At 59.5% G+C, this 20,591-nt stretch carries 23 protein-coding genes; 12 read left to right on the top strand and 11 right to left on the bottom strand.

The annotated features are described in order from the left end of the window. Nucleotides 1-76: 76 nt before the first annotated feature. From mnhG to TM5383_RS06535, 8 genes are read right to left on the bottom strand one after another with little or no spacing between them, the layout of a single operon-like run. Nucleotides 77-391: a monovalent cation/H(+) antiporter subunit G gene (gene mnhG / locus TM5383_RS06570; protein WP_058318212.1), complete on the bottom strand. Its 315-nt coding sequence runs from the start codon at nt 389-391 to the stop codon at nt 77-79. Next, a complete protein-coding gene (locus tag TM5383_RS06565) occupies nt 384-725 on the bottom strand; it encodes an MrpF/PhaF family protein (protein WP_058318211.1) in 342 nt (113 codons plus the stop codon). The genes mnhG and TM5383_RS06565 overlap by 8 nt, the downstream gene beginning before the upstream one ends. Beyond that, nucleotides 722-1,210, bottom strand: a complete 489-nt coding sequence (locus tag TM5383_RS06560) for a Na+/H+ antiporter subunit E (RefSeq protein WP_058318210.1) — start codon at nt 1,208-1,210, stop codon at nt 722-724. The genes TM5383_RS06565 and TM5383_RS06560 overlap by 4 nt, the downstream gene beginning before the upstream one ends. Further along, complete coding sequence (locus TM5383_RS06555; RefSeq protein WP_058318209.1) at nt 1,207-2,706, bottom strand: Na+/H+ antiporter subunit D; 1,500 nt, start codon at nt 2,704-2,706, stop codon at nt 1,207-1,209. Before TM5383_RS06555 ends, TM5383_RS06560 begins: the two co-directional genes overlap by 4 nt. Then, entirely contained in the window at nt 2,703-3,116 is a 414-nt protein-coding gene (locus tag TM5383_RS06550; RefSeq protein WP_058318208.1) for a Na+/H+ antiporter subunit C, read from the bottom strand. Before TM5383_RS06550 ends, TM5383_RS06555 begins: the two co-directional genes overlap by 4 nt. Continuing rightward, nucleotides 3,116-3,535: a Na+/H+ antiporter subunit B gene (locus tag TM5383_RS06545; RefSeq protein WP_058318207.1), complete on the bottom strand. Its 420-nt coding sequence runs from the start codon at nt 3,533-3,535 to the stop codon at nt 3,116-3,118. The genes TM5383_RS06550 and TM5383_RS06545 overlap by 1 nt, the downstream gene beginning before the upstream one ends. Next, the gene (locus TM5383_RS06540) at nt 3,532-5,865 is read right to left on the bottom strand and encodes a putative monovalent cation/H+ antiporter subunit A (RefSeq protein WP_076399924.1); all 2,334 of its coding nucleotides are present in this window, start codon (nt 5,863-5,865) and stop codon (nt 3,532-3,534) included. Before TM5383_RS06540 ends, TM5383_RS06545 begins: the two co-directional genes overlap by 4 nt. Before the next feature lie 2 nt (nt 5,866-5,867). Further along, the gene (locus TM5383_RS06535) at nt 5,868-6,827 is read right to left on the bottom strand and encodes a universal stress protein (protein WP_058318206.1); all 960 of its coding nucleotides are present in this window, start codon (nt 6,825-6,827) and stop codon (nt 5,868-5,870) included. A gap of 102 nt (nt 6,828-6,929) precedes the next feature. Here TM5383_RS06535 and TM5383_RS06530 point away from each other — a divergent pair, with 102 nt between their 5' ends. The 12 genes from TM5383_RS06530 (at nt 6,930) to TM5383_RS06475 (ending at nt 17,338) form a co-directional block, all read left to right on the top strand. Continuing rightward, entirely contained in the window at nt 6,930-7,850 is a 921-nt protein-coding gene (locus TM5383_RS06530) for a LysR substrate-binding domain-containing protein (RefSeq protein WP_058318417.1), read from the top strand. A 230-nt stretch (nt 7,851-8,080) separates the two neighbouring features. After that, nucleotides 8,081-9,256, top strand: coding sequence for a substrate-binding domain-containing protein (locus tag TM5383_RS06525; protein WP_058318205.1), 1,176 nt, complete (start codon nt 8,081-8,083; stop codon nt 9,254-9,256). Nucleotides 9,257-9,382: 126 nt separating this feature from the next. Further along, nucleotides 9,383-10,147, top strand: a complete 765-nt coding sequence (locus TM5383_RS06520) for an ABC transporter ATP-binding protein (protein WP_058318204.1) — start codon at nt 9,383-9,385, stop codon at nt 10,145-10,147. Next, the gene (locus tag TM5383_RS06515) at nt 10,140-10,862 is read left to right on the top strand and encodes an ABC transporter ATP-binding protein (RefSeq protein ID WP_058318203.1); all 723 of its coding nucleotides are present in this window, start codon (nt 10,140-10,142) and stop codon (nt 10,860-10,862) included. Before TM5383_RS06520 ends, TM5383_RS06515 begins: the two co-directional genes overlap by 8 nt. 1 nt (nt 10,863) lies before the next feature. Continuing rightward, nucleotides 10,864-11,895 (top strand): branched-chain amino acid ABC transporter permease, encoded by a 1,032-nt coding sequence (locus TM5383_RS06510; RefSeq protein WP_058318202.1) that lies wholly within the window; start codon nt 10,864-10,866, stop codon nt 11,893-11,895. Nucleotide 11,896: 1 nt separating this feature from the next. Continuing rightward, nucleotides 11,897-12,955, top strand: coding sequence for a branched-chain amino acid ABC transporter permease (locus tag TM5383_RS06505; protein WP_058318201.1), 1,059 nt, complete (start codon nt 11,897-11,899; stop codon nt 12,953-12,955). Next, nucleotides 12,952-13,746, top strand: coding sequence for an alpha/beta fold hydrolase (locus TM5383_RS06500; protein ID WP_076399925.1), 795 nt, complete (start codon nt 12,952-12,954; stop codon nt 13,744-13,746). The genes TM5383_RS06505 and TM5383_RS06500 overlap by 4 nt, the downstream gene beginning before the upstream one ends. Then, a complete protein-coding gene (locus tag TM5383_RS06495) occupies nt 13,743-14,342 on the top strand; it encodes a TetR/AcrR family transcriptional regulator (RefSeq protein WP_058318199.1) in 600 nt (199 codons plus the stop codon). The genes TM5383_RS06500 and TM5383_RS06495 overlap by 4 nt, the downstream gene beginning before the upstream one ends. Nucleotides 14,343-14,350: 8 nt before the next feature. Then, on the top strand, nt 14,351-15,136 hold the full coding sequence (locus TM5383_RS06490; protein ID WP_076399927.1) for an enoyl-CoA hydratase/isomerase family protein: 786 nt from the start codon (nt 14,351-14,353) through the stop codon (nt 15,134-15,136). A 3-nt stretch (nt 15,137-15,139) separates the two neighbouring features. Then, nucleotides 15,140-16,630, top strand: a complete 1,491-nt coding sequence (locus TM5383_RS06485) for an AMP-binding protein (RefSeq protein WP_058318198.1) — start codon at nt 15,140-15,142, stop codon at nt 16,628-16,630. Further along, nucleotides 16,623-16,979 (top strand): MaoC family dehydratase, encoded by a 357-nt coding sequence (locus TM5383_RS06480; RefSeq protein WP_058318197.1) that lies wholly within the window; start codon nt 16,623-16,625, stop codon nt 16,977-16,979. The genes TM5383_RS06485 and TM5383_RS06480 overlap by 8 nt, the downstream gene beginning before the upstream one ends. Further along, nucleotides 16,973-17,338 (top strand): hotdog family protein, encoded by a 366-nt coding sequence (locus TM5383_RS06475; RefSeq protein WP_058318196.1) that lies wholly within the window; start codon nt 16,973-16,975, stop codon nt 17,336-17,338. The genes TM5383_RS06480 and TM5383_RS06475 overlap by 7 nt, the downstream gene beginning before the upstream one ends. Nucleotides 17,339-17,349: 11 nt before the next feature. On the opposite strand, the gene TM5383_RS06470 is transcribed toward TM5383_RS06475, so the two are convergent. From TM5383_RS06470 to TM5383_RS06460, 3 genes are all read right to left on the bottom strand, one after another. Then, nucleotides 17,350-18,891, bottom strand: coding sequence for a cryptochrome/photolyase family protein (locus TM5383_RS06470; protein ID WP_058318195.1), 1,542 nt, complete (start codon nt 18,889-18,891; stop codon nt 17,350-17,352). A 98-nt stretch (nt 18,892-18,989) separates the two neighbouring features. Continuing rightward, nucleotides 18,990-19,595, bottom strand: coding sequence for a helix-turn-helix domain-containing protein (locus tag TM5383_RS06465; RefSeq protein ID WP_058318194.1), 606 nt, complete (start codon nt 19,593-19,595; stop codon nt 18,990-18,992). Between the two features lie 250 nt (nt 19,596-19,845). Beyond that, the gene (locus TM5383_RS06460; RefSeq protein WP_058318193.1) at nt 19,846-20,583 is read right to left on the bottom strand and encodes an amino acid ABC transporter permease; all 738 of its coding nucleotides are present in this window, start codon (nt 20,581-20,583) and stop codon (nt 19,846-19,848) included. Nucleotides 20,584-20,591: the final 8 nt, after the last annotated feature.

The following is a 20,591-nucleotide window of genomic DNA, read 5'->3' as shown; positions in this document are numbered from 1 at the left end:
CGACCGCATAGCGCGCGACATTCTGTGCCTTAGGCCGGGATTGGGCTGCGGCATTTTCGCCCCGCAGCCCAATAGGTTATCTTTTGGTGTCTGGTGTGCTGGCTTGCCACAGCGGGACACCCAACCGCAATGCGGCGCGGCCGATCATATGTGCCCCGATTGGCGCGGTCAGCAGCAGGAAAAACACGATCAACCCGCAGCGCAGCAAAATTGCCGGATCACCGAAATGAACCGCTGTTCCGGCCATGATCAGGCCGGATCCTAGCGTGCCCACCTTGGTTGCGGCATGCATTCGGGTAAAAACATCAGGCAGGCGCCATATTCCAACACCCGCAGCGGCCACCATTAGTCCGCCAAGTAGGATGAGAGCGGCAGAAATCAGTTCACTCATGGTCGGTTTCCCCCTCATTGGTCGTGGCGGATGTGTTGATCGCGGCGCGGTTGCGGCGGATCACAGCGCGTTCAGCAAAGCGTGCCAGTGCAACGGTGGCCAGAAACCCCACAAGGGCCAGCACCAGCGCCACATCCAGAAAGGCCGCATCGCCTGACCAGATCGCGGCCAATCCACAAAACGCGACAATCGACACGGTCATTTTGTCCAGCGCCACAACACGATCCGGCATCGTGGGGCCCAGAGACAGGCGCAGGAAGGCAAGGCCGATCCCGCAAAACACCAATCCCAGTGATACCATCAGCGCAATGTCAGGGGCGGTTAGGCTAGTCATGTCATGTCTCCTTCCACGGCGTCGATCACCCAACGCTCCATCCCTTGCTTCAATTGCTGGCGCACTGCATCTGGATCATCGGCAAACATCACATGCAGGATCAGGGTCTTGCGGTCCTCACTCACATCGATGCTGAGCGTACCCGGAGTCAGAGAAATAAGGTTGGTGGTCAGCAAAATGCCCGCATCTGTTTTCACATCCAGCGGCATTTCAATGATCGCTGGATTGGACAGATGTGTGGGCGTGAAGATGTCCCACAGAACCTGCAGGCTGGAAACCAGCAGTTCGTAGTGAAACATCACGATCAACCGCGCCCAATACCAGACACGCCGGAAGTAGCTGCTGGGCGCGCCCTTGAGCGGTTGCAGGAGCCACAGAATGGCATAGCCCACCGCAAGACCCGACAGGGCCGTGAGCCAAGTAAACCCGCCAAAAAACAAGACCCAGATTAGGGTTAGGAAAATATTGGCAACAAGGGTGTTCATGCCTGACCTCCCAGAACGGCGGTGAGATAGGCGCTGGGATCTAGTAACTGTTCGGCGGCCGTTTCGGCAAAGCTGATGAACGGTTGTGGGAAAAAGCCGATGATCAGCGTCAGTCCCGCAAGCGCGGCAATGGGCAATAACAATGCCCGGCGTTCTGCTGGCGACAGCGTTGTCAATTTGGGATCAATCCCCGCCGGGTGATGTTTCCAGAACGCTTCGGCCCAGATCTTGGTCATCGAGAAGATGGTTAACAGCCCCACCAGCAACGCCACCGCGGCGATGATCCATCCATGGGTTTCCAATGCGGCAGTGATCAATACGTACTTGGCCCAAAACCCTGACAGCGGTGGGAACCCCGCCAGCGAGAACGCGGGCACAAAGAACAGAATCGCCAAGAGGGGCGCCGTGCGGTAAAGACCGCCGATCTTACTTAGATCAGTCGATCCTGTTGTCCGCTCGACGACACCTGCGATCAGGAACAGGTTGGCCTTCACGATGATGTGGTGGACCAGATAGAACACAGCCCCCACCAGCGCCAAGGGCGTCATCAGCGCCAATCCCATAATCATGTAGCCGATCTGGCTGACGATGTGGAAGGACAGGATCTTGCGGATATCATTCTGCGCCGCTGCGCCCAGAACGCCGGTGATCATTGTCAGGGCCGCAACCCACAGCAGGATCTGATGGGTAAAGCCGACGTCATGATCAAAAATCAGCGTAAACATACGGATCAGCGCATAGACCCCAACCTTGGTCAGGAGCCCCGCAAAGACGGCAGATACGGAAAAAGCAGGCGTGTGATAGGCCGCAGGCAGCCAGAAAAACAGTGGAAACACTGCCGCCTTCACACCGAAAGCGACCATAAACATCATCGCAATAACAGTGACGAGGGGCTGATTTTCTACACTCGGCAGAACCCGCGCGATATCCGCCATGTTGAGTGTGCCGGTCATCCCGTAAAGCAAGCCAATGCTGGTCAGGAACAGGATGGTCGAGATGAGGTTCAAAACCACATAGCGCACGCCACCGTCGATCTGGGCGCGGCTGCCACCCAGCACCAACAGGCCAAAGGACGAAATCAGCATGACCTCGAACCAGACGTAGAGGTTGAACAGATCACCCGTCAGAAAGGCGCCGATCACGCCACCGATCAGCACGTTGAACAGGGCGTGATAGCCAAGGTGTTCCTTGCGGGCGTCAATATCGGCCAGCGCGTAGATCGATACGGCCAAGGCGGTGATCGCAGTGATCACCACCATCACCGCGCTGAGGTAATCAGCGACCAGCGTGATGCCAAACGGCGCGGCCCAGCTGCCCATTTGGCCAGCGACAACACCGGCCCCTAGCACCTCAACCATCAGCAAGGTGGCGGCGATCAGCAACAGGGCGTTGCCGCCCACACTGATCCAGCGCCCCCAGACGCCAAAACGCATCAGGAAGGACAGCACCGCCGTCAGGAAGGGCAAAACAAGTGGGGTTGCAAGGTACCAGCTCATTCGGCGGGCCTCTCGGTCATCTGGGTGTCCTTTGTCAGGTGTGAAGGTGTGGAGGCTGTGGATCGAGGTTCAGCCACCTGCATGTCGTCGGAATAAAGAGTGCCAAGGTGCGTGTAGGCGCGAAACATCAGCACCAGCGCAAAGGCAAAAAGGCCAAAGCCGATCACGATCGCGGTCAGCACCAGTGCCTGCGGCAGGGCATTCGCAACCTCACCCACTGGGGCCTTGGCGCCCTCGGGGATCAAAGGCGGTGCGCCTGCGGTCAGGCGGCCCGCAACAAAGATCGTCAGGTTCGCAGCGTTGGATATCAGCACCAGCCCGAAGATGAAGCGCAGCACATTGCGCGCCAGCATCAGATACACCGCTGTTGCCACAAGGACGCCGATGGTGAGAGCAAGGAGAGCTTCCATTAGATTTCCTCCTCCATCGCGAAGACAATGCTGAGGATGGCACCGAACACCACAAGGTAGACGCCGATGTCGAAGATTAGCACTGTAGACAGGGGCAGACCCTTGCTGTCCTCCGTTGCATTCAGGAACAGCCATTGCCCGGTGAACAACGCATCGCCAAACAGGGCGGCGGCAATGCCCGCCAGCAGGGCAATCCCCAGCCCCGCCACGGCGATGTTCTGCGGCATGATATGTAGCGCAGCCCGGGCCTGTGCAGTGCCGCAGGCCAGTGCATAGAGAATGAAGCCGGTCGATCCGATCAGACCACCGATAAACCCGCCGCCCGGTTCATTGTGACCACGCAGCAGCATGTAGAGGGAAAACAGGATCAGGATGCCCGCCAGATAACGGGTGCCCACCTGTAGGATGATCGAATTCATGAATTGCTCCTCTCAGCGCGACTGGGCGTTGCAATTTGGCGCGTTGGGGTGTCGCGGGGCGGGGTGTTGGGGGCGGGGGATGTGGCCCTCAGCAGCGCGTAGGCGGACAAGGCCGCAATCACCACCACCGCAATTTCGCCAAAGGTATCCAGCGCACGGAAATCCACCAAAATGACGTTCACGATGTTGCGGCCGAAGGCTTCGGGCCAGCTGGCCGTTTCGAAAAAGCTGGTCAGGCGGCGGTCGAGCGGCGCTTCTAGAACTGCAAGGATCACCGCCGTTACCGTAGCGCCGAGGCCAATGGCCAACGCCGCATCTCGGGGGCGCGTGTCGCGGCCGTTTTGATCCAGAAGCGGCAGCCGCAGCAGGGCAACCGCGACCAAGACGACAACCAGTGTTTCCACCAGCAACTGGGTGATCGCAACATCGGGGGCGCTAAAGACGATGAAGACCAGGGCCACGCCAATACCGACCACGCCCAGCGCAGCCATTGCAGCAATCCGCGAACTGGTCAGGGCGGTCATCACAGCGCCTGCACAGGTGAAAAGGCAGATCGCAATCAATGGCCAGCTGGCATCCGATATGTCGGGCATCTGGGGCCATGCATTTCTGGCAAACATTGTGCCTGCGATGGCGACCAGAACAGTGGCGAGTGTTGCTGCAATGTAGTTTCGTAAAACTCCGGTCTGAAGGTATCGCGTTTGCCAAGCGGCCAGCGCTTTCAGTCCCTTTAGGAAACGGTCCCATCCTGCATCAAAACTGGGCGTGCGATCATCCAGCCAAACCAATGCGGCGCGGGCTGGCCGGTGGGTGAGGTATAGCATAACACCCGCTGCAATCGTTGCGCCGGATAGGATCAATGGCAGGTTGACGCCATGCCACAGCGTAAGGGTTTTGGCTTTGGTGTCCTGCCCCAGCAGGCTGGCCACCGCTGGGTCCACCAGTGCGGTTTGCAATCCTGCGGGAAACAGGCCCAGCATCAGCCCAAGTGCGCCCAATATCACTGGCCCGATCAACATGAAAAGCGGAGCTTCAGTTGGTGCGCGCGGGGGGACGCCGTGGGCGCGTCCCCAGAAAGGGCGCAGTGCGACGATGCCAGCCACTGCAAACATCAGGACGTTGGATGCGATCAGCGCCGCGGCGAAGATCAGAACCTTGGCATCAAGGGCAAGGATCCCAGCATAGAGAAGCTCTTTGCCGATAAAGCCCAGGAAGGGAGGCAAGCCGGCCATCGACAGCGCCGCGAGCGCTGCCGCCGCTGCGGTGACTGGCATCGCGCGACCCAGTCCGCCCAATGTCTCGGCGTCGCGACTGCCTGTGGCGTGATCGATACATCCCACCACAAGAAACAGTGCTGCCTTGTAGAGGGAATGCACCACCAGAAAGGTCACAAATCCCGTTATCGCGTAGGACGAACTTTGCCCCAGAAACAGTGTCAGCGTACCCAGTGCCATCAGCGTGGTATAGGCTAGCGCCTGTTTCAGATCGGTTTGGCGCAAGGCCAACACACTGGCAAACAGCGCGGTAAAGGCGCCCGCGATTGTCAGCGTCCAGAACCAAACGTCGGTCCCTGACAGCGTTGGATACAGTCGCGCCATCAGGTAAACCCCGGCCTTCACCATCGTGGCGGAATGCAGAAAGGCCGACACCGGCGTTGGCGCTGCCATCGCGTTGGGCAGCCAGAAGTGGAACGGAAACTGCGCCGATTTGGTAAATGTGCCTGCAATGATCAAGATCAGGATCGGCAGATATAGCGCATGGGCGCGCAAGGTATCGCCTTGGGCCATCAGCGCCGAAATTTCAAATGTGCCGGCGGTAATCCCCAACAGGATAAATCCCGCCAGCAAGGCCAAGGCCCCTGCGCCGGTGACAAACAGCGCCTGTAGTGCGGATCGGCGGCCGTTTTCCGTGGCATGGCCGAACCCGATCAACAGGTAGGACGTGATGGTCGTCAGTTCCCAGAACACAAACAGCGCGATTAGGTTGTCCGCCAGCACCAGCCCAAGCATGGCCAGCATGAAACCGGTCAAAAACAGCATGAAACGGGTCAGCTGCGGGTGGCCTGCCAGATAGGTGTTTGCGTAGAGAAACACCATGCCGCCAATACCGCTGATCAACAGCGCGAACGTTAGGCTCAACCCATCGAGAAGGAATGACAAAGAGATGCCCAATGCGGGCACCCATTCCCAAACCAAACGCTGAACGTCGCCCGCTGCGATTGCGGGCAATTGGCTGGCAAAGGCCGCAAACAGTGCCAACGACAAAACCGCGGGCACCAGACCGATCCAGCCTGCCTGCGATGATGTTTGTGTATGTTGGGGATCTGCCATGTCTATAGCCCTATCGGAGAGATGAAGTTGTCTGGTTTCACGACCAGGACCGAGCATTTCACCCGGTTCAAAACGGTTTCAGATGTGTTCCCGATCAACATGCCGGTCAGCCCGTCGCGTGCGCGTGTGCCCATGACCAATGTGTCAATGCGTTGATCTTCGGCGTGTTGGGTGATGACATCTGCAGGCAGGCCTTTGACGTGCAACACCTGTGTTTCAGGGGCAATTCCGCCATAGTCCTGCGTTAACTGGTTTAGTGCCCAGCGGCTTTGGCGGCGGGTTTCTTCCAGCAGGGCGTCAACCTCTTTGCCGGGGGTATAGCTGCGTCGACCGCGCAGCAGGTGTTCTTCGTAGAGGTACCAAGCGTTCAGGACATCCAACCGCGCGCTATCTTGAACGGCAAGAGAGGTCGCAACTTGCATGACCTTGTGATTGAGGGCTGTGCGCATGGTGTTTTCGCTATCGGGCACCACGGTTGCCATGATCCGTTCGGCCTTGGGTTCCACGGCGCTGTTCAGGATCCAAACCGGGCACGGGCATTTGCGCAGTAGGTTCAAATCCGCCCCGCCAAGCGTACGCCAGTCAAACGATTGATCTGCACCCTTCAGCACCAGATCGTGTTGGGCACGTAGCACTTGCTGGATGATTTCCGTGTGGCCCGACCCTCTGGTGACCACGGTGCGGATCCGGTCTGGTGCGATGCCGTCAGCGGTGGTCAGGCTATGGGCGATTTCGTTTAGATCATCCTGCAATGCAGCCGCCAACCGCGCCGATAGACCCGGCGCCCCGGATCCCGACAGGTTGGCGGCAAGCCAGTTCAGGTCCACGTCACCGCTTTCCTGCACGGCAAACAGGGTCAGGGTTGCGGCATTGGCGTGTGCCAGCCAAACCGCGCGCGCTAGCACGGCGTGCGATAGGCCTTCGCTGTTCAAAATGACCAATATGTTTTTGAAACGTTTCACCGTTACCTCCTGTCTGCCCTTTAAAAAGGAGCGACGGCTGACAGTTTCAAATTGAATTTTTGCATGATCTTGATAGATTTTATCTATCACTTGGGGGATCTGATGCCGACACTGCAACAATTGCGTTATCTGGTCGCCGTGGCCGATACCCGCCATTTCCGCCGCGCCGCTGAACGCTGTAACGTGACACAGCCGACGCTGAGTGCGCAGTTGAAACTGCTCGAAGAGAAACTGAACGCAACGCTGGTAGAGAGGGGGGGCAGCCGTATCCTTTTGACCCCGCTAGGGGCCGAAATTGTCGCCCGCGCCCGCGCCGCGCTCAACGAGGTTGAGGAAATTCGCGCCCTTGCGCAGCTGCAGGGGGGGAACCTTGCCAGTACGATACGGGTCGGTGTGGTCCAGTCGCTAGGGTCGTATCTGATGCCGTTGATCGTGCCCGACCTGCACCAAAGCCACCCGCGCCTGAAACTCTATATTCGCGAAGGTTTGCCCGCCAATCTGCTGAACAGCCTGAAAGATGGTGCATTGGATTTGCTGTTCTATCCGTTGCCTGTCAAAGAGACCGACTTTGAAACGCTGCCTCTGTTTCGCGAGCCGCTGTCCGTGGTGGTGCCGCAGGATCATCCCTTTACCACTGAACAAGCGGTGCGGGCTGAAATGTTGAAGGGTGAAACGATTATGGCGCTGGAGGCAGGGCATCGTCTGAATGAACAGGTGGAGCGGATCTGTGATCGTTACGGTGCGCGGGTGTCGAATGATTTCGCTGGCACATCCCTTGATACGCTCAGGCAGATGGTCGCGATGGGGATGGGCGTATCATTGTTGCCCGCCCTTTATGTGAAGTCCGAGGTTGCGACCCAAAACCTGGTTGCGGCACTGCCCTTTGAAGGGGTGCCGCCATCGCGGACCGTTGGCATGGTTTGGCGGCGCACATCTGTACGCGGGGCTGAATATGGTGAGTTGGGCGATGAAATTCGCAAGATCCTAAGTGAGCGGGCCAAAGAGGTCACAGTGCTGGGCTAACGAACCAGCCGTGGGTGATCCTTAGCTGCGTAACTGTCACTAAATAAAATAATATCAGTTATTTGGGGCCACAATTGTTGGCGCGGCTTTCTGCGCCTGCTGGTCCTGTGCGCATTTTTTCATCGTTGAACCAAGGCTGTGGAAAACACGGTGATGGCGAAAACATCGTTGACATGAATCATGATTCACATTTCATATCGCGAAAGAGGAGAACCCAGGGAGGAAGACAAATGTTTCGTACATTCGCGATGACGGCGATCGGTGCCTTGATGGCAACCGCAGCCAGTGCAGAAATTCGCATTGCCCATGTTTACGGCAAGACCGGCCCGTTTGAGGCCTACGCCGCGCAGTCTCACAACGGGCTGAAGCTGGGGCTGGAATATGCCACTGGCGGCACCATGGAGGTGAACGGCGAAAAGATCGTGCTGATCGAAAAGGACACTCAGCTAAAACCGGATATCGGGCGTGCCCAGCTGGAAGAGGCTTATGGCGATGACGACGCGCATATCGCTGTGGGGCCGGTCAGCTCGGGTGTGGCATTGGCGATGCTGCCGGTGGCCGAAGAATACGAACGGGTGCTGATTGTCGAGCCTGCAGTGGCTGACTCGATCACCGGATCGAACTGGAACCGCTACATTTTCCGCACTGGCCGCAACTCTTCTCAGGATGCGATTGCAAACGCCGTAGCGCTGGGCGGCGAGGGTGTCACCATCGCGACGCTGGCGCAGGATTATGCCTTTGGCCGTGACGGCGTTGCCGCCTTCAAGGAAGCACTGGAAGCCACTGGCGCCAAGGTCGCGCACGAGGAATACGTGCCCACCGACACCACCGATTTCACCGCGGCGGCAGAACGTATCTTTACCGCGATGGGCGATGTTGAGGGCGAAAAGAAATTGTTCATCATCTGGGCCGGTGGCGGCAACCCGATGAGCAAGATCAACGCGATGGAGCCCAGCCGTTTCGGGGTGGAGATCGCGACAGGCGGCAACATTCTGGCCGCGCTCAAGGCATACAAAGAGCTGCCGGGCATGGAAGGTGCGACTTACTATTACTACGAAATCCCGCAGAACCCGGTGAACGACTGGCTGGTGAAAACCCATTTCGAACGTTTCGATAGCCCGCCGGATTTCTTCACTGCGGGTGGCATGGCATCGGGCATGGCGATTGTTGAGGCGATCAAAAAGGCCGGTGGCGCCGAAGACACAGAGGCGTTGATCGAAGCGATGGAAGGCATGACCTGGGATACACCCAAGGGGCAGATGACCTTCCGCGCGGATGACCATCAGGCGATGCAGACCATGTACCACTTCCGCACCGAGGTGCAGGAGGGCAAAGATTACGGCGTGCCGGTTCTGGTGCGTGAGATTGGGATGGACGAAATGGCGATCCCCGTGCGCAACAAGTAATCCCGTTGCTTGGATGCGATGGACCTGCGGCGGGCGACCCCGTGTGCCGCAGGTCACATTTCAGGCACGCGCCTTGTGCCGATTGAAAGACATTACCCCAAACGCAGGACCTCTGAGAGCAGGACCATGACACAGACACTTCTTCAGACGGACGGGTTGACCGTGCGCTTTGGGGGGCATGTGGCGGTGGATGCCGTTTCATGCAGCTTCCACGCGGGCGAGTTGACCGCCATTGTCGGCCCAAACGGCGCGGGCAAGACCACCTATTTCAACCTGATCTCTGGCCAGATCCCTGCCAGCGCAGGCCGCGTCACCCTGATGGGTGAGGATATCAGCCGCCTCGGCGTTGCGGACCGTTGCCGTCGTGGGCTGGGCCGTGCCTTTCAGCTGACCAACCTGTTTCCCAGCCTGTCGGTTTTGGAGAACATCCGGCTGGTGATCCAGTCGCGTCAGCACAAGGGGTTTGGCCTGTTTTCCATGGCCGACAGCCACACCGAACTGACCGTGGCCGCGATGGCTATTCTGGAACGGGTTCGGTTGGATCATCAAAAGGATCTTCTGGTGTCGGAACTGTCGCATGGCGACCAGCGCAAGCTGGAGGTGGCGCTGATGATCGGCCTCGACCCGATGGTTTACATGTTTGACGAACCCACCGCTGGGATGAGCGTGGACGAAGCCCCTGTCATTCTGGACCTGATCGCCGAGATTAAGGCCGACCGCGAACGCACCGTTTTGCTGGTTGAACACAAGATGGACGTGATCCGCACCCTCGCAGATCGGATCATTGTTTTGCACAACGGCGCACTGGCCGCAGATGGGGAACCGGAAACGGTGATGGCCTCTGACGTGGTGCAAGAAGCCTATATGGGCAAGGAGCTGGATCATGTCTGACCCGATCCTGACACTGGACAATATTTATACCGACATTGCGCAATACCACATCCTGCAGGGCGTGAATTTCACCGTGCCGCGCGGGCAGGTGACGATGTTGCTCGGCCGCAACGGCGTGGGCAAGACAACGACCTTGAAAACCATCATGGGACAGTGGCGCGCCAAATCTGGCGCCATCCTGTTTGAGGGACGCGATATCAACACCCTGCCCACCGCCACCCGTGCGCGTGCTGGCATCGGGTTTGTGCCCGAAGACATGGGCATTTTTGGCGACCTGACGGTAGAGGAAAACATGATCCTCGGCTGTACCTCTGGCCCGCTGGACGCTGTGCGCAAGGATTGGCTGCTTGCAGCCTTCCCCGCGCTGGCCACCTTCTGGAAGAGTGAGGCAGGAAACCTCTCTGGCGGGCAGAAACAGATGTTGTCCATCGCCCGCGCGCTGGCAGAGGATCGCCAGCTTTACCTGATTGATGAACCGACCAAGGGTCTGGCGCCAGCGATTGTGTCGACCATGGCGCAGGCGCTGCGCGAGTTAAAAGAGCAGGGCGCGTCGATCCTCTTGGTGGAACAGAACTTCTCCGTCGCGCGGGCGCTGGGTGACAGCGCGGTGGTGATGGATGACGGCGCGGTGGTCTGGTCCGGCGCCATGGCCGAACTGGCCGGTAACAAAGACCTGCAAGAACAGCTGATGGGTCTCAGCATGGAGGCGCATTAAGATGACTGTTGCACCCGATCATAAACCGACATTCGCCAAGATGTCGCTGGGCGAACAGCTGGACAAGGCGATGCCTGTTCTGCTGATCCCGATCCTTGTTGTGCTGGGCTTCTTTGCTATTGGCGCGCCGTCTTCGTGGTTGACGTTGACGGTGTCGGGGCTGGCGATGGGGATGATGATTTTCATCATGGCCTCTGGCCTGACGCTGGTGTTTGGCTTGATGGATGTCATCAACTTTGGCCATGGCGCCTTTGTTTCTGTTGGGGCCTTTGTGGGCGTGTCTGTCCTGATCGCGCTAGGCGGTTGGACTGGAACGCCTTCGCTCCTTCTCAATATCGCGGCGGTGTTGCTGGCGGTGGTTGCGGCGATGGCGGTCACTGGCGTGATGGGCTGGGGGTTTGAACGGGTGATCGTAAAACCCGTTTATGGCGCCCACCTGAAACAGATCCTCGTCACTGTTGGCGGGCTGATCGTGGTGGAACAGTTGATCCATGTGGTCTGGGGACCGGATGAGATTTTCATCAACCGCCCCGAAACCCTGAAAGGCGCGATCACCTTCGCCGGCGCCGCGATGGAGAAATACCGCCTGCTGGCCGTGGCAATCGGGCTGGTCCTGTTCATCGCCATGCGCATGGTCCTGCGCCGCACCAAGGTCGGGCTGATCGTGCGCGCAGGCGTTGAAAATGGCCCGATGGTCGAGGCGCTGGGGTATCGCCTGCGCATGGTCTTTGTCGGGGTGTTCATCGCCGGATCGGCGCTGGCCGGCCTCGGCGGGGTGATGTGGGGGCTGTACCAAGAGGTGATCACCGCAGGCATGGGCGAACGGATGATGGTGCTGGTGTTTATCGTGGCAATCATCGGCGGACTGGGGTCGGTCGAAGGCGCCTTCATCGGTGCGCTCTTGGTCGGGCTGACGCAGAACTATGTGGCCTTTTTGGAACCGAAACTGGCGCTGGTGTCCAATATCGCGCTGATGACCGCAATCCTGATGTGGCGCCCGCAGGGGATGCTGCCTGTTGTGAAGGCGAAATAATATGCTGACGAAACTTCTTTCCGGCGATCAACCCCGGTCCCGCGCGCTGACGGCGATCCTGCTGTTGATCCTGATCTGTCTGGCCGGTGCGCCCTTCCTGTTTGACGGGGTGCGTCCTTTGGATACGGCGGCGCGTATCTGCATCTTTATCGTGCTGGTGGCCAGCTATGATCTGCTTTTGGGCTATGCGGGCATCGTCAGCTTTGCCCATACGATGTTCTTCGGCCTTGGCGCATATGGTGTTGCGCTGGCCTCGACCCATATGGGGCGCGGGTTTGATGCGCTGATCGTGGGCAGCGTCGCGGGCGCGCTGGCGGCAGTGGTGCTGGCGCTGATGATCGGGCTGTTTAGTTTGCGGGTCAGGGCGATCTTTTTCGCGATGATCACGTTGGCGGTTGCGTCAGCCGTGGCGGTTCTGGTGTCGCAGTTTTCCGGCCTGACGGGGGGTGAGGACGGGCTGACCTACAAGATCCCGCGCGTGCTGACCTCTGCCAACCGGATGGGCGAATTCCTGGGCACCCGCATCAGCGGTAAGATCCTGAACTACTATCTGATCTTCTTTGCCTCGCTGGCACTGTTCCTGTTGCTGCTGCGCATCGTGAATTCCCCTTTCGGGCGGGTCTTGCAGGCGATCCGTGAAAACGATTTCCGGGCCGAGGCAATTGGCTATCGCGTGGTCTGGTATCGCACCGCCGCCACCTGCCTGTCGGCGGCCACGGCGGCGCTGGCCGGTAGCCTGTTTGCGATCTGGCTGCGCTATGTCGGGCCGGACACCACGCTGAGTTTTGAGATCATGCTGGACATCCTGTTGATGGTGGTGATCGGCGGTATGGGAACGATGTATGGCGCGGTGATTGGCGCGACCCTGTTCATCATGGCGCAGACCTATCTGCAAAACCTGATGGGCGTGGCGTCCGAAGCAACGCATAACCTGCCGCTACTGCCGCATCTGCTGGAACCGGACCGCTGGCTGATGTGGCTGGGGATCCTGTTTATCCTCAGCGTGTATTTCTTCCCCACCGGTATCGTTGGCCGCCTGCGGGAGCGTGGCAAGGCATGACAACACCGGTACTATTCCTACATGGCTGGGCGATGCGCGGTGATCTGTTTGCCGATGTCGCCCGCCGCCTTGGCCCTGATTTTGACTGCCATATGCCCGATATGCCCGGCCACGGCGCAGCAGCGGATCAGGCCGGCGGGCTGGAGGCCTGCGCCGATGTGGCAGCGGCGTGGATTGATCGGTTGGATCGGCCCATCGTTGTGGGCTGGTCGATGGGGGCGGCGATTGCATGGCGGCTGATCGAACGGATCGGCTCCAGCGGCATGCGCGGGCTTGTCACCATCGATATGAGCCCACGCATGTTGCCGGATCAGGGCTGGACGCAAGGGCTGATCGCGCGGGATGCGGAAGCCATCCACGCCACCGCCGCCCGCATCGTGCCGGGTTGGAGCCGCATGGCCAGCAGCATCGTCAACAGCATGTTTGCAGACGTCAGCGATCCTGTTCCGACGCGCGAAGAGATCACGCTTTTCTTGCGCGCCCAAGATCCAGCTAATCTACGCCCCGTCTGGGAGGAACTGGTGGAGGCTGACGCGCGCGATGTCGTTCGAAAAATCGATGTGCCCTATCTGGTCTGCGCAGGCGGGCAAAGCGGCCTTTACCCGCGAACCACCGCCCAGTGGCTGGTTGACGCTGCGCCGGATGCAACCCTCGCCCTTATCGAACAGGCAGGCCATTCGCCGCATCTGGAACAACCAGAGGCGTTTTGTGATGCCATTCGCCGCTTTGTTGCGGCAAAAGGGCTGGCATCCTCACAGACCCAGCCTGCACAGAAAGCCCCGACCCCATGACCAAAGCTGTTTCTAGCCAACCTAAAACCAAACGCGGTATCGAACGCCGCGCCAAAATCCTTGCCGCTGCCGAACAGGTGATCGGCGAAAAGGGATTTGCCGCCGCCTCTATCGCGGACATCACCCGCGCGGCCGACACGGCATCTGGCACCTTCTACATCTACTTCTCCGGCAAGGACGTTTTGTTCCGCGAACTGGTCGAAGACATGGGCCGCGCCACCAGATCGCAGGCCGCTGAACGCATCGCTACAGCGGCCAATCGCCTAGAGGCAGAGCGCGCGGGTCTAGAGGCCTATCTGATCGTCGTGCGCGACCGTCCGATGCAATACCGCATCGTCGAAGAGGCACGTTTCGTCGATCCAGATGCCTACCGCACTTACTACAGCGAATTCGGCAAGGCCTACGCAGACCAACTGCAACAGGCCGCCGAACGCGGCGAGATTTCGGCAGGCGACGCCGAAGTGCGCGCCTGGGCTTTGATGGGCATCGCAAAGACACTCGGTGAACGTTTTGTCCTCTGGGAAGAGGGCGAGGTGGATATCGAACGTGTGGTGGCAGAGGCGCATCAGTTTATCTGCAACGGTTTGGCTCCATAGGGGGGGATATGGCTGACATCATTGGGGAAAAGGTCGCCTACACAGAGGGGGCATTGCCAAGTGGGGAGATCTGTTTTCAGATCACCCTGCAAGCACCGCGCGCCAATGCGTTGGAGCCTGAAGTGCTGGGCGATCTGCATGCAGCACTTGATGCGCTGCAGCAGTCCGGCGCAGCCAAGGCGTTGCTGCGGACTGCGGGGCGCAACTTTTCGTCCGGCGGCGATGTAGCGGGGTTCTATCGCGCCGCACAAGAAGGCCGCGCGGATGTCTATGCCGATCAGGTGGTGCCGGTGCTGCAGGATCTGGTGATGCGGATGATTGACATGCCTGTTCTGTTTGCCGCTGCCATGCGCGGCGCAACGACGGGGGGATCTGGCGGTCTGATCTTTGCCTCCGACCTCGTGGTGGCGGCGCAGGATGCGTTTTTGCAGCCCTATTATGGCGTCATGGGTTTCGCTCCCGATGGTGGCTGGACGGCCGTGTTGCCGGAGCTGATCGGCGCAGGACCTGCACAGGGCTGGCTGCACGCAAACCTGCGCCATGATGCGGATCAGCTCTTAGCGCTGGGTCTGGTGCAGGCGGTGGATGACGCGGCAGAGGAACGCGCGCTGGCGCTGCTTGACGATACAGATGCAGGCACTGCGCTGGCGACCAAGGCGATGATCTGGACGGATGAACGCCGCGCGCGCGTACGTGCAGGTTTGGACGCGGAAACCGCCGCCTTCCGCCGGTTGATCACGCGGCAGGACACCCTGACGCGCATGGCTGCTTTTCTGACACCCAAAAAGGGCTGAGTGATGTTTGATACGATCCCCGATATGGCCGCCAAACGGGCGGAGCTGAGCCCCGATGCGCTGGCCTTTCACGATCTGGCGACTGCCCGAGACTGGACCTTTGCCGAGGTCAATACGGCAGCGAATGCTGTTGCTGCTGGCCTGACCGCACGCGGTTTGGCAGAGGGCGACCGCGTGGCCATCCTGTGCCAGAACAGGGTGGAGTTTTTCATCACGCTTTTTGCCTGCCAGAAAACCGGCGTGATCCTCTGCCCGCTCAACTGGCGCCTGCCTGCACCTGAACTGGTAGAGATCGTGGCCCAGGTCGGCGTGTCTTTGATCCTCAGCGATGCAGGGTTTAGCGATGTCGCGGCGGAGGTCGCGGGGGCGACGGAAACCGCGACCCTAAGTATCGAAACCGATCTGGCGGCATGGATCGACGCAGGTGGGCCTGCGCTGAACGCGGCCATTCCGGCAACGCGGCCTTGGTATCTGTTGTTCACCTCTGGCACCACGGGAACGCCCAAGGCGGTGATCCAGACCGCGCGCATGGCCTGGGCCAATGCGATCAGCATCGGGCAGGCGATTGATATCGCGGCGGGTGATCGCGCGGCGTGTTTCCTGCCGCTGTTTCATACCGCTGGCATCAACCTTTACACGCTGCCGGTGTTTCTGTGGGGTGGCAGCTCCACCGTTCTGGCGAAGTTTGAGGAGGGGCCGGTTCAAACGCTCGTAGCCTCGGGGCGGATCAACCAGTTTTTTGGCGTGCCTGCGGTCTATCAGGCGCTGTCGTTGATGCCTGAAATTGCCGATGTGGACTGGTCCAAGGTGCGCTGTGGTTGCGGCGGTGCGCCCTTGCCGGAACCGTTGATCCGCTTCTTTGCCGAACGCGGCGCGGATGTGTTGAACGGCATGGGCATGACCGAAAGCGGGCCAACCGTTTTCCTGATGGATGCCGCTCATGCAGGCGACAAGATCGGGTCGGTCGGTAAGCCGCAATCTATGGCCGAGGTGCGGCTGGACGGTGTGCCCGACGGGGTAGAGGGGGCAGGCGAATTGCACCTGCGCGGCCCCGGCATCACGCCCGGTTATTTCCAGAACGACGAGGCTACGGCCAAAACCTTCACCGATGATGGCTGGCTGGCCACCGGTGATGTCGCGCGGCGCGATGCGGATGGGTATTACTACATCGTGGATCGGATCAAGGACATGTACATCTCTGGTGGGGAAAACGTCTATCCGGCAGAGGTGGAGCGGGTGCTGAACGCCCACCCCGCGATCCTAGAGGCGGCGGTCATTGGCGTGCCGGATGAGCGCTGGGGCGAAGTGGGGGCCGCCCATGTGATGCTGCGCCCCGAGGCGACGCTTGATGCAGACAGCCTGCGCCCGTGGTGTCGTGAGCGGCTGGCGGGCTACAAGGTGCCCGCCCATGTGCGCATCGTCGACGATTTCCCGCGCACCGCGGCGGGCAAGATCTGCAAACCTGATTTGCGAGAGGCTTTTGACCATGATTGATCTGACAGAGGTATGGACCCCGACGCAGGGCGATTTCGACGCATTCGCGCGGGTGTCTGGTGACGACAACGCGATCCACGTTGACCCAGCGTTCTGTGCCGCGACCACCTTCGGGCGCACGGTCAGTCACGGGATGCTGATCTACTCAAAACTCTGGGGTATGGTGCGGCGCATTGATCCGTCGCTGCGGCAGGTCAGCCAGCAGATGATGTTCCCCAACCCCGCCTTCACCGGTGAGGAGTTGCAGCTAAAAATTACCGAAGAGCGCCCCAACATCCTGACGATGCGCGTGACGCGCAGTGCAGATGGCGCAGAGTGTCTGATTGGGGAGGCAGAAGTCACATGCTGACAGTTGGACAGGCGGCAGAAATCCGTCGCACCTACACGCAATCCGATCTGGCAGAGTTTGCCGCCCTCAGCGGCAGCGTCGGTGATACCGTGCCGGAACCGCTGATTGCGGCGCTGTTTTCCTACCTCTTGGGGGTCGATCTGCCGGGGTCGGGCACGAACTATCTAAAGCAGGAACTGGCGTTCAAAGCGCCCGCACCGCTGGATACGCCCCTGTTGGCGCGGGTCGAAATCACCCGTCTGCGACCTGAAAAGCATCTTGTTGATCTGTGGGCTAGTTGCACCGCGCCGGATGGCACGGTGCTGTGCGAAGGGCGGTCACTGGTTAAGGCCAAGGATGTGGCAGGCGCGTTCGGTTAGGGCCTGGCGGGCTAAAGGGTTTCAATCCTGTCCAACACTTTGGCGGCGCTGGTCAGGTAGTCCTGCTGTTTTTCAGCGCTCATCCGGTCCCATGTGCGATAGGGATGGCCTAGGCGCGGGTTCTTGCCCAGCGTGTCGCGGTTGCGGATCAGAAAATCCCAATACAGGGGATTGAACGGGCAGGCTTGCGGGCCTGTCTTGTGCCGCACGTTATAGCGACAGCTGCCGCAATGATCGGACATTTTGTGGATATAGTTGCCGCTGGCCGCATAGGGTTTGGATCCCAGCAGGCCGCCATCTGCAAACTGGCTCATCCCGATCACATTCGGCGCCTCGACCCATTCGTAGGCGTCGGCGTAGACGGCCAGATACCATTCATGCACCTCATGGGGATCAACACCTGCCAGCAGGGCAAAGTTACCGGTCACCATTAGGCGTTGGATGTGGTGGGCGTAGGCCTCTTCCTGTGTTTGGGTGATGGCGGATTTCATGCAGGCCATATCGGTCTGACCGCTCCAATAATACTGGGGCAGGGGGCGCTGTGCCCCCAGCGCATTTTCCGCTGTATACCCCGGCATTTTCAGCCAGTAGATCCCGCGCACATATTCGCGCCAGCCGATGATCTGGCGAATATAGCCCTCCACCGCGTTGAGTGGCGCGTGGCCGTCGTAATAGGCGCGTTCAACACGGCGGCAGATCTCCATCGGGGTTAGGAGGCCTGCGTTCAGATATTGCGCCAGAACGGAATGGTATAGGAACGCCTCACCCGTCAGCATCGCATCCTGATAATCGCCAAAAAGCGGCAGTGCGGTGTCGGCAAAATGATCCAGCGCCGCTAGCGCCTGATCGCGGGTGACTGCAAACCAGAACGGTGTCAGCGTGCCAAAGTGATCATCAAACTGGTCCGCAACCAAATCCAGAACCTCTGCCGTGATTTCATCAGGGGCAAACTGCAGCGGGTGCGGCATGAACAGATCACCTTTGGCCGGTTTGCGGTTTTCGGCGTCATAGTTCCACTGCCCGCCCTCTGGCTGATCCCCCGCCATCAACAGGCCGGTCTGGCGGCGCATATCGCGATAGAAGTATTCCATCCGCAACTGTTTGCGCCCTGCGGCCCAGGCCTGAAATTGCGCGTGATCACTTAGGAACCGATCATCCGGCAGCATATCTAGCGTGGTGCCTGTACCTGCGGCCCAATCTGTCAGCGCGGCCTTCAGTCGATATTCCCCCGGTTCGGTCATCAGGACGTCGGCGCAGTTGAAATCCGCCATTGCGCGGGCCACTTCGGACGGCAGCGTGCCACTGTTTTCAGGATCATCCAGCCGCGCGTATCGGACCTGCCAGCCCGCCGCCTGCAATTCGGCGGCGCGGTGGCGCATCGCGGCGAAGAGGAAGGCGATCTTCTTCTTGTGGTGTTTGACATAGGTGGCTTCTGCCGAGACTTCGGCCATTAGGATGACATCGCGGGCAGGATCGCCCTGTTTCAGCGCCGACAGATCGGGGGACAGTTGATCGCCAAGGATCAGGATCAGGCGGGCGGGGGCGTCTGGCATGGGCTGCACCGGAATTCAGGAACGTTGTACCTTATACGCAGCGCCGCCGTGTCTGGATCGCTTTGACGGTGATAAAATGTCGTCAGGCTATGGGGTTATCACAGCCCGAAAAATTCGACGGGTGCGCCGTCGTGCAGGTGGGCCTCGTCGTCGCGCATCAGTTCCACATCTGCAGAGACAAGGCCCTGACCGATAGCGTTGAAGGAGATGGTCCAGCCATCCTTGACGATCATCGACAGATCCGCAGGAATGCGCCAGATCGCGCCCGCGCCGGGTGTTTTGGCGACGCTGCGGATTTGGTCGATATGCTGTTCAATCACCTTCGCCGCGACACCCCGCACAAAGGGCATCGCAGGAAACCCGACAGCCGCATTGGTCAGGTGATAGCGCCGCGCCATGCCTTGCGTCACCGCGACCAGAACGTAGTTTTCGCCATAAAACAGCCCGCCGATCCGGTCAGATTCCATCACCCCGTCCAGAATGCTGGGTTCAATCATCGCCCGCAGATAGGCCAGCGTTCGGTTCGGGTGGCGCCGTGATACGGCCAGATGGTTCAGCACTTTGGGGGATCGCTCCCAGCGCGACAAAGTCGAAGGCGAGATCTTCAGCGCATCCGCCAGTTCATCCTGTGACCAGCCAAAGGTGTTGCGAATGTTGGAGAGAGCATGTCCTGCATGTTCTTGGTCTGTTTCAGAAATGCTCATTCTTTGACGCTTCTATTCCGTGTCTTTGCCAAGCTGAATACAGCTTTCCGGTATGTCTAATGCAATTCAATTTGGATACAAGCTGCACGGTAAGAGTGCCGTTGCGGCGCAGCCTTAGGGGGGCGGTCGGAATGTGTGACGAGTTTTTGTAGAAGGTATGGTTCTGGCAATTATCGGGCAGAACTTTTGCGTAAATTGTTGAATGCGGGCTGGTGAGTGAGTGCGCCAGCCCGCATTTCTTTGTCAGGCGTCAGCTTTCTGCTGCGTTCATCCGGCGTTCCAGCCAGCGCACACCGGCCGACACGATCAGGATCAGTGCCAGATATTCCAGCACCAGCACGGTGTAGATTTCCAACGGGCGGTATTCAGATACGACCAGTTCGTTTGCCTTGCGCGTCAATTCTTGCATGCCGATCACCGACACAAGGGATGACATTTTCAGCATATAAACCAACTGGTTGCCAAGTGCGGGCAGGATGCGGCGGATGGCCTGTGGCAGGATCACATAACGCATGGTGTCGCGGTAGCTGAGGGATATGGATTGCGCCGCCTCATACTGGCCTTTGTGGATCGATTGGATGCCTGCGCGGAAAATCTCGGCCTGAAAGGCGCTGTCTGATAGTGCCAGCGCCAGTACACCGGCCCAGAACACGTTCAGGGTGATACCGCTCAGCTGCGGCAGACCGTAGTAGACCCATAGGATCAGCACCAGAATGGGCACGGCGCGCACGATCTCGACATAGGTGCGGTTCAGCGCCCGCCAGCCGCGTTTGTCCGACAGACCGGGCAGTGCGATCAACAGACCCAGCGTGATGGAAATCAGGATTGCGGTGACCGACATCAGCACCGTGTTATAGGCGCCGCTGATCAGAAACCGCAGGTTCGCCGCGCCGTTGGACGTGCTGGGGTCAACGACATACCAGCCCCAGTTGCCGGAACAGCCAGACAGCAAAAACAGCACAGGCAGAAGAAGGAGGAAACGTTTCATATCTGCGC

It is taken from the genome of Thalassovita mediterranea (genome assembly GCF_001458435.1).
Lineage (GTDB): Bacteria > Pseudomonadota > Alphaproteobacteria > Rhodobacterales > Rhodobacteraceae > Thalassobius > Thalassobius mediterraneus.
The sequence above is the reverse complement of the archived record's forward strand: the minus strand, read 5'-3'. Positions and strand labels throughout refer to the sequence as shown.

Excerpts from the sequence above, each read along its gene's own strand:
- mnhG (WP_058318212.1), bottom strand. The coding sequence starts at position 391 with ATGAGTGAACTGATTTCTGCCGCTCTCATCCTACTTGGCGGACTAATG.
- TM5383_RS06565 (WP_058318211.1), bottom strand. The coding sequence starts at position 725 with ATGACTAGCCTAACCGCCCCTGACATTGCGCTGATGGTATCACTGGGA.
- TM5383_RS06560 (WP_058318210.1), bottom strand. The coding sequence starts at position 1,210 with ATGAACACCCTTGTTGCCAATATTTTCCTAACCCTAATCTGGGTCTTG.
- TM5383_RS06555 (WP_058318209.1), bottom strand. The coding sequence starts at position 2,706 with ATGAGCTGGTACCTTGCAACCCCACTTGTTTTGCCCTTCCTGACGGCG.
- TM5383_RS06550 (WP_058318208.1), bottom strand. The coding sequence starts at position 3,116 with ATGGAAGCTCTCCTTGCTCTCACCATCGGCGTCCTTGTGGCAACAGCG.
- TM5383_RS06545 (WP_058318207.1), bottom strand. The coding sequence starts at position 3,535 with ATGAATTCGATCATCCTACAGGTGGGCACCCGTTATCTGGCGGGCATC.
- TM5383_RS06540 (WP_076399924.1), bottom strand. The coding sequence starts at position 5,865 with ATGGCAGATCCCCAACATACACAAACATCATCGCAGGCAGGCTGGATC.
- TM5383_RS06530 (WP_058318417.1), top strand. The coding sequence starts at position 6,930 with ATGCCGACACTGCAACAATTGCGTTATCTGGTCGCCGTGGCCGATACC.
- TM5383_RS06525 (WP_058318205.1), top strand. The coding sequence starts at position 8,081 with ATGTTTCGTACATTCGCGATGACGGCGATCGGTGCCTTGATGGCAACC.
- TM5383_RS06520 (WP_058318204.1), top strand. The coding sequence starts at position 9,383 with ATGACACAGACACTTCTTCAGACGGACGGGTTGACCGTGCGCTTTGGG.
- TM5383_RS06515 (WP_058318203.1), top strand. The coding sequence starts at position 10,140 with ATGTCTGACCCGATCCTGACACTGGACAATATTTATACCGACATTGCG.
- TM5383_RS06510 (WP_058318202.1), top strand. The coding sequence starts at position 10,864 with ATGACTGTTGCACCCGATCATAAACCGACATTCGCCAAGATGTCGCTG.
- TM5383_RS06505 (WP_058318201.1), top strand. The coding sequence starts at position 11,897 with ATGCTGACGAAACTTCTTTCCGGCGATCAACCCCGGTCCCGCGCGCTG.
- TM5383_RS06500 (WP_076399925.1), top strand. The coding sequence starts at position 12,952 with ATGACAACACCGGTACTATTCCTACATGGCTGGGCGATGCGCGGTGAT.
- TM5383_RS06495 (WP_058318199.1), top strand. The coding sequence starts at position 13,743 with ATGACCAAAGCTGTTTCTAGCCAACCTAAAACCAAACGCGGTATCGAA.
- TM5383_RS06490 (WP_076399927.1), top strand. The coding sequence starts at position 14,351 with ATGGCTGACATCATTGGGGAAAAGGTCGCCTACACAGAGGGGGCATTG.
- TM5383_RS06485 (WP_058318198.1), top strand. The coding sequence starts at position 15,140 with ATGTTTGATACGATCCCCGATATGGCCGCCAAACGGGCGGAGCTGAGC.
- TM5383_RS06480 (WP_058318197.1), top strand. The coding sequence starts at position 16,623 with ATGATTGATCTGACAGAGGTATGGACCCCGACGCAGGGCGATTTCGAC.
- TM5383_RS06475 (WP_058318196.1), top strand. The coding sequence starts at position 16,973 with ATGCTGACAGTTGGACAGGCGGCAGAAATCCGTCGCACCTACACGCAA.
- TM5383_RS06470 (WP_058318195.1), bottom strand. The coding sequence starts at position 18,891 with ATGCCAGACGCCCCCGCCCGCCTGATCCTGATCCTTGGCGATCAACTG.
- TM5383_RS06465 (WP_058318194.1), bottom strand. The coding sequence starts at position 19,595 with ATGAGCATTTCTGAAACAGACCAAGAACATGCAGGACATGCTCTCTCC.
- TM5383_RS06460 (WP_058318193.1), bottom strand. The coding sequence starts at position 20,583 with ATGAAACGTTTCCTCCTTCTTCTGCCTGTGCTGTTTTTGCTGTCTGGC.